Raw genomic sequence first — 6,431 nt, 5'->3', positions numbered from 1 at the left:
AAAGCACAAAACACCCCCCCCCCCACCCCCCCCCACCCCCCCCCCCCCCCCTCCCCCCCCCCCCCCCCCCGCTTCGTTGTCTACGGCCGCCTGCGGTACGGCTCCTCGATCTGCTCGGCACAGCGGTCCACGACCGCGTGCCGTTTCACCTTCAGCGACGGCGTCAGCAGCCCGTTCTCCTCGGTGAACTCCCCCTCCACGAGCGCCAAGGCGCGAATGGACTCGGCGCGGGAGACCGCCTGGCTGGCGTGGTCGACCGCCCTCTGCACCTCCGCGCGCAGCCTTTCGTCGTGCACCAGCTCGGCGAGCGGGGTGTCCGGCGGCAGCTTGTGTATTGACAGCCAGTGGGCGACCGCCTCCGGGTCCAGGGTGATCAGCGCGGCCGCGAAGGGGCGGTTGTCGCCGACGACCACGCACTGGCCGACCGCGCGCGGCTGCGCAGCCGGTCCTCCAGGACGGCCGGGGAGACGTTCTTGCCGCAGGTCGGCCAGGGAGCCGGTGGTCAGTGGCGGCGCCAGGGCCGCGGCCCGCACCTCGCGCACGGTGCCGGTGGCGTCCCTGACGATCTCCACCGAGGCCCGCTCCGCCAGATCGGTGCGCTGCCGTGCCCGTTTCAGATCCCTGCGTACGCCCATGACGACTCCCGGTCGCGGCTGTTGCGAAGGCTCGTGCTCCCGGGGCAACTTACTCACAGGTAAGGAAAGGTCAATGGGTCGGGCCCACTCCCCCCGGCACCTCTCAGGAGACGATGTCCTTGCGGGCGAACCCCCGGAAGGCCAGGGCGAACAGCACCAGGGCGTACGTTGTGGAGATCGCCGTTCCCTGGATCATGCCGGACCACTCCGGGTGCGGCTGGACGGCGTCGGCCCAGGCGAACTGCCAGTGCGCGGGCAGGAAGTCGCGCCAGTGGCCGAGCGCGGTGACGGCGTCCAGGACGTTGCCGACGATGGTCAGACCGACCGCGCCACCGACCGCGCCGAGCGGGGCGTCCGTCTTCGTCGACAGCCAGAACGCGAGCCCCGCGGTGACCAGTTGGGACACGAAGATGTACGCCACGGTCACCGCAAGGCGCTGCGCCGCCGTCCCCGTGTCCAGCGCACCGCCGGTGGGTATCTGCAGCGGACCCCAGCCGTACGCCGCCGTGCCGACCGCGAGGGCGACCACGGGGAGCAGGATCATCGCGGCGAGGCTCAGCCCGAGCGCCACGGTCAGCTTGGACCACAGCAGCCGGGCGCGGGGCACGGGCGCGGCGAGCAGATAGCGCAGGGAGGACCAGCTCGCCTCCGAGGCGACCGTGTCCCCGCAGAACAGGGCGACCGGGATCACCAGCAGGAAGCCGGCCGAGACGAACAGGTTCACCGCGGCGAAGTTGGCGCCGGACGCGGTGGCCGTGTCCATCAGGGTGATCCGGCCGTCGCGGCTCGACGGGTCGCCACCGATCGCGAAGGCGATCAGCAGCACGAAGGGCAGCAGGCCGAGGATGGTCCCCATGACCAGGGTCCGGCGCCGCTTGAGCTGGCGGACCAGCTCGACCCGCAGAGGCAGGGTGTGCCGCGTCTGATAACCGGAGGCGACCTCGGTGAGCGTGCTCATGCTGAACCTCCGATCAGGGTGAGGAAAGCGTCTTCCAGGCGGCGGTGCGGGCCGACCGAGGCGACCGGCACCTCAAGACGCACCAGCTCCACGACCAGCCGCTCGGCCGTGCCGCCGGGGTCCATCCGGATCAGCAGCCCGTCGTCGGTGCGCACGGCGGAGGCGACGCCGGGCAGCGCGGCGACCTTCTCCACGACCGGCTCCTCCACGGGCGTGGCGGTGCCGACGAGCAGGGTGTCGCCGGAGCCGATGATCTCGCCGACCGGGCCGGACTGGACGAGCCGGCCGCGGTCCATCACCACCAGGTGGGTGCAGGACTGCTCGACCTCGGCGAGGAGATGGCTGGAGACGATCACCGTGCGGCCGGCGGCCGCGTAGCGGATCATCACCTCGCGCATCTCGCGGATCTGGGGCGGGTCGAGACCGTTGGTGGGTTCGTCGAGGATGAGCAGGTCGGGCAGGCCGAGCATGGCCTGGGCGATGGCGAGGCGCTGGCGCATGCCCTGCGAGTAGGTGCGCACCGCGCGGGCGAGCGCGTCGCCGAGCCCGGCGATCTCCAGGGCCTCCTCCAGGTGGGCGTCCTGAGGCGGGCGGCCGGTGGCCCGCCAGTACAGCTCCAGGTTCTCCCGGCCGGACAGGTGCGGCAGGAAGCCCGCGCCCTCCACGAAGGCGCCGACCCGCGACAGCACGGGCGCGCCCGGCCGGATCGCGTGGCCGAAGACGCGGATCTCGCCGTCGTCCGGGGTGATCAGGCCCATCAGCATGCGCAGGGTGGTGGTCTTGCCCGCGCCGTTGGGTCCGAGCAGGCCGAGGACCTGGCCCTTCTCCACCCGGAAGGACAGCTCGCGCACCGCGTACCGGTCGGCGGACTTCGCGTACCGCTTGCTCAGGTCCTTGATCACGAGCGGGGCCTCGGCCGGCTCCGGGTCGGGCACGGGGCCGGCCGTACGGCGGCGGGCGGTGAGCAGCAGGGCGAGCGCGACCGCCGCGCCGGCACCCGGCAGCCACCAGACCCAGGCGGGCAGGGGTGCCGCGGCGGTGGTGACGGCGGGAGCGGTCGGCACGCTCAGGTCTCCCTTGAGGGAGACGGTGTAGGTGGCCGGGGCGGCCGGTGAGGCGTAGCCGAGGTCGGTGGAGGCGAGGACCAGGCGGAGCCGGTGGCCCTTCTGCACCTCGTGGTCGATCGCGGGGAGGGTGACCGTGACGTCCTTGCCCGCCTTGGCGCCGGTGACCCGGAAGGGGGCGACGAGCTGGGCGGGCAGCACCTGCTGGGTGCCGTCGGGGCCGACGTCGTAGACCTTGCCGAACAGGACGGCGTCGTCGCTGGTCGAGGTGATGTGGACGGTCGCGGTCGGGGTGCCGGTGATCTGCAGGTCGCGGGTGAGCGACGCGGAGTCGAACTTCGCGTACTGGCCGGGGAAGTCGAGGGAGACGCCGAGGCCGAGCGCGGACAGCTGACCGAGGCCGCCCGAGCCGCCGAGGCCGGGCAGGGCGGAGACGCCGGGCGGGCTGGCGCCGGCCGGGTTGGTGACGTGCTGGGTGCCGCCGGTCAGGGCGATGCCGCGCGCGTGTGCGCGCAGGCCGGGGTAGCTGCCGGCGGTCGCGCCGCGCAGCTGGGCGGTGCCGTCGGTGGAGTTCACGCCGCCGGTGCGGGTGATCCGGAAGGCCGGGCCGGTGCCGGCCGAGGCGTCGCCCTTCAGATAGCGGTCGAACCACGCACGCACGCGTGTCTGCACCCGGCCGGTCTCCATGTCGCCGCCGTCATGGCCGCCCGCGATCCAGTCGACGTCCACGGGGGCGCCGTTCGCCCGGATCGCCCTCTGGGCGGCGTCGGACTGGCCGAGGGTGAACAGGGAGTCCGTCTGGCCTTGCAGCAGCAGCGTGGGCACCTTGATGCGGGAGCCGACGGCGGACGGTGAGCGCTCCTGCAGGAGTGCGCGGGCGGCCGGGTCCGGGGTGCCGGACTCGGCGACCCTGTCGTACATCCGGCACAGCGCGGGCTCGAAGCGGGCGCAGCCGCCGCCGGTGTTGAAGAAGACGCCGGCCCACAGCTTCTTGAACACGCCGTCCGGGAACAGCGCGTCCGCGAGGTTCCAGTAGGTGATGGCCGGGGCGATGGCGTCGACCCGGTGGTCGTACCCGGCGGCGAGCAGGGAGATCGCGCCGCCGTAGGAGCCGCCGGCCATGCCCACGCGCGGGTCGCCGGGTTTGTCGAGCTGGACCTCGGGTCGTCTCGCCAGCCAGTCGATGAGCCGGGAGACGTCGGCGACCTCGCCCTTCGGGTCGTTGAGCCCGATCTTCCCGGTGGATTTGCCGAAGCCGCGCGCGGACCAGGTCAGGACCGCGTACCCGTCCCGGGCGAGGTCCTCGGCCTGCTGGCGCATGTCGTCCTTGCTGCCGCCGAAGCCGTGCGCCAGCAGGACGGCCGGGTGGCGGCCGGCGCCGGCCGGGGTGAAGTACGAGGTCTCCAGGCGCACCCCGTCGACCGCCATGACCCGGTCGGTCCTGTGCACCGGGGGCGTGTCCTCGGATGCGGCGGCCGTCCAGGTGCCGGCGCCGGCGAGCACCACGACGGCGGCCGCGGCGGCGAACAGCCGGCGCGGCCCCTTGAGCAGCCCTCGCAGCGGAGGCACCCGAAGATCCATGTCTCAACGGTACGGGCCGCCACCGACAACCGAGGGAGCCGGTGGGCTGAACCCCCGCCCCTCCCGCAGGAGTACGGGGCCTGCCCGGCGTACACCAGCCGTGGTACGAAGACGCATGGACATTCGCCGGGCCACCACCGTCGCGGAGGTCGTCGCCGCCGGGCACCTGTTCGACGATCCGGCGCGCCCCGAGTGGGCGGAGCGCTTCCTCACCACCGCCGGGCACCATCTGCTGCTGGCCTACGCGCAGGACGGCCAGGCCCCCGTCGGTTTCGTCAGCGGGGTCGAGACGGTGCACCCGGACAAGGGCACCGAGATGTTCCTGTACGAGCTGGCCGTGGACGAGCCGTACCGGCGCCGGGGCATCGGGCGGGCGCTGGTGGCGCGGCTGGCCGCGCTGGCCCGGGAGCGGGGCTGCTACGGCATGTGGGTCGGGGTCGACGCCGGGAACGACGTCGCCCTTGCCGCCTATCGCAGTGCGGGTGGCAAGGACGACGGTTCGTGCAGGGTGATGACCTGGGAGTTCTGACTAGGCCTGGGCAGCCTCGGCGAGCTGCTCCTCCTCGGCGAGGCGGATGTCCTCCGGGAGGGACACCACCCAGCGGGTCTCGCGGCGCGGGCGCAGGTAGAAGGCCCAGTAGAGGGTGGCGACGGCGGTGATGCCGCCGGTCCACCACAGGTACGACGGGTCCTGCTCGACCAGGATGTAGACGAGGACGGCGATCAGCAGGACCGGCATCGCCGGCCACAGCGGCATCCGCCAGGCCTGCTTGGTGCCGTGCGCTCCGCGCCGGGCGAGCAGCGCGGCGATCGCGACCAGCAGGTACAGGCCGGTGACGGCGACGCCGGTGACGCCGTAGAGGGTGTCGAGGTTGACGAAGCAGAGGAAGGCACCGGGGACGCCGACGACGAGGGTGGCGACCCAGGGGGAGCCGAACCGGCCGAGCTTGGCGAGGGCGTTGTTGACCGGGGCGGGCCAGGCCTTGTCGCGGGCGGAGGCGAACAGGACGCGGGAGTTCTGGATGACCATGACGATGCCCGCGTTGATGATCGCGAGGGCGACGCACAGGCTGACGAAGGTGCCGACGGCCGAGTTGCTCCAGGCGATGACCATGCTGGAGATGTCGCCGCCGGTCAGCGTCTTCAGGTCACCGGCGCCGAGGGTGATCGCCACGACCGGCACCAGGATGACCACGCTGGAGATGGCGAGGGTCGCGAGGACGGTACGGGCGACGCTGCGGCGCGGGTTCTCCAGTTCCTCGGAGAGGTAGATGGCGGTGGAGAAGCCCTGGGTGGCGAAGAGGGCGATGGCGAGCCCGGAGAGGACCATCATGGCCGTGACCGGGTCGACGTGGCTGTGCTCGCCGGCCACCTGGAGCGAGTTCACGAGGCTGCCCGCACCCCGGTGGGAGTGGGTGAAGCCGAGCAGGGCGACGACTCCGGCGGCGACGACCTCCAGGACCAGGAAGATGCCGGTGATCCAGGCGTTGGCGCGCAGGTCCAGCAGACCGGCGAGGGTGGCCGCGATCATCACGCCGGCGCCCGTCATGGACGGGTCGAGGTGGACGATCGGGGCCAGGTAGTCGGCGGTGCCCATGGCGATGACCGGAGGGACGATCATCACGACGAGCAGCGACATCACGAAGGCCAGCCAGCCGGCGAGCCGTCCGGCCAGGGTGGAGACGATGGCGTACTCGCCGCCCGCGCTGGGGATGAGGGTGCCCAGCTCGGAGTAGCAGAAGGCGACCGGGATACAGAGGAGCGCGCCGATGACGAGGCAGAGCGCCGTCGCCGTGCCCAGGCTGGAGAACAGGTCGGGCACGATCACGAAGAGCGTGGAGGCGGGCGTGACGCACGACAGCGTCAGCAGGGTGCCGCCGACGACACCGATGGACCGCTTGAGTTTCTGGGGGCTTTCAGAAGCGGCTATGACGGCTGGGTCGACAGGGCGGAGCGTGTCGGTCATGCGGCGGTTCCGATCGACTCGTGCGAGTGAGGGTGGGGGTCGGGAGCGCTATCGCCTCCGGCGGCCTGGTCGTACATGCACTGGTCCGCTCCCGGCGGCTGAATGGAACCCCGACGAAAACCGCCGCGTCAATGGGTGTTCACCTACGAAATCCGCAGCAAAGAGGCCGTCGATCACTCGATTCTCGTATCAACGGTCCCTGTGCGCGGGCCCTTGCGGCTGTACGA

4 protein-coding genes and 1 pseudogene are annotated in these 6,431 nt (G+C 72.2%); 1 reads left to right on the top strand and 4 read right to left on the bottom strand.

Annotated features, from left to right (window positions below):
- Nucleotides 1–80: 80 nt before the first annotated feature.
- The 3 genes and pseudogenes from ACZ418_RS01495 to ACZ418_RS01485 all read right to left on the bottom strand — a co-directional run.
- Nucleotides 81–478, bottom strand: a pseudogene (locus ACZ418_RS01495) (long-chain fatty acid--CoA ligase); the annotation flags it as partial.
- A 260-nt stretch (nt 479–738) separates the two neighbouring features.
- Complete coding sequence (locus tag ACZ418_RS01490; protein WP_468355206.1) at nt 739–1,593, bottom strand: ABC transporter permease; 855 nt, start codon at nt 1,591–1,593, stop codon at nt 739–741.
- Nucleotides 1,590–4,238: a CocE/NonD family hydrolase gene (locus ACZ418_RS01485; RefSeq protein ID WP_468355202.1), complete on the bottom strand. Its 2,649-nt coding sequence runs from the start codon at nt 4,236–4,238 to the stop codon at nt 1,590–1,592. Before ACZ418_RS01485 ends, ACZ418_RS01490 begins: the two co-directional genes overlap by 4 nt.
- A 115-nt stretch (nt 4,239–4,353) precedes the next feature.
- On the opposite strand from ACZ418_RS01485, the gene ACZ418_RS01480 reads away from it, so the two are divergent.
- Complete coding sequence (locus ACZ418_RS01480; RefSeq protein WP_468355199.1) at nt 4,354–4,767, top strand: GNAT family N-acetyltransferase; 414 nt, start codon at nt 4,354–4,356, stop codon at nt 4,765–4,767.
- Here the strand turns inward: ACZ418_RS01480 and ACZ418_RS01475 are convergent, their stop codons facing one another.
- Nucleotides 4,768–6,204: an APC family permease gene (locus ACZ418_RS01475; protein WP_468355197.1), complete on the bottom strand. Its 1,437-nt coding sequence runs from the start codon at nt 6,202–6,204 to the stop codon at nt 4,768–4,770. It lies immediately after the preceding gene.
- Between the last annotated feature and the right edge of the window lie 227 nt (nt 6,205–6,431).

This window comes from Streptomyces sp. NPDC030820, from assembly GCF_055572075.1.
Note: the sequence above shows the minus strand (reverse complement) of the source record. Positions and strands in the feature narration are given on the sequence as shown.

Coding starts and splice junctions, on each gene's coding strand:
- ACZ418_RS01490 (WP_468355206.1), bottom strand. CDS start 1,593: ATGAGCACGCTCACCGAGGTCGCCTCCGGTTATCAGACGCGGCACACC.
- ACZ418_RS01485 (WP_468355202.1), bottom strand. CDS start 4,238: ATGGATCTTCGGGTGCCTCCGCTGCGAGGGCTGCTCAAGGGGCCGCGC.
- ACZ418_RS01480 (WP_468355199.1), top strand. CDS start 4,354: ATGGACATTCGCCGGGCCACCACCGTCGCGGAGGTCGTCGCCGCCGGG.
- ACZ418_RS01475 (WP_468355197.1), bottom strand. CDS start 6,204: ATGACCGACACGCTCCGCCCTGTCGACCCAGCCGTCATAGCCGCTTCT.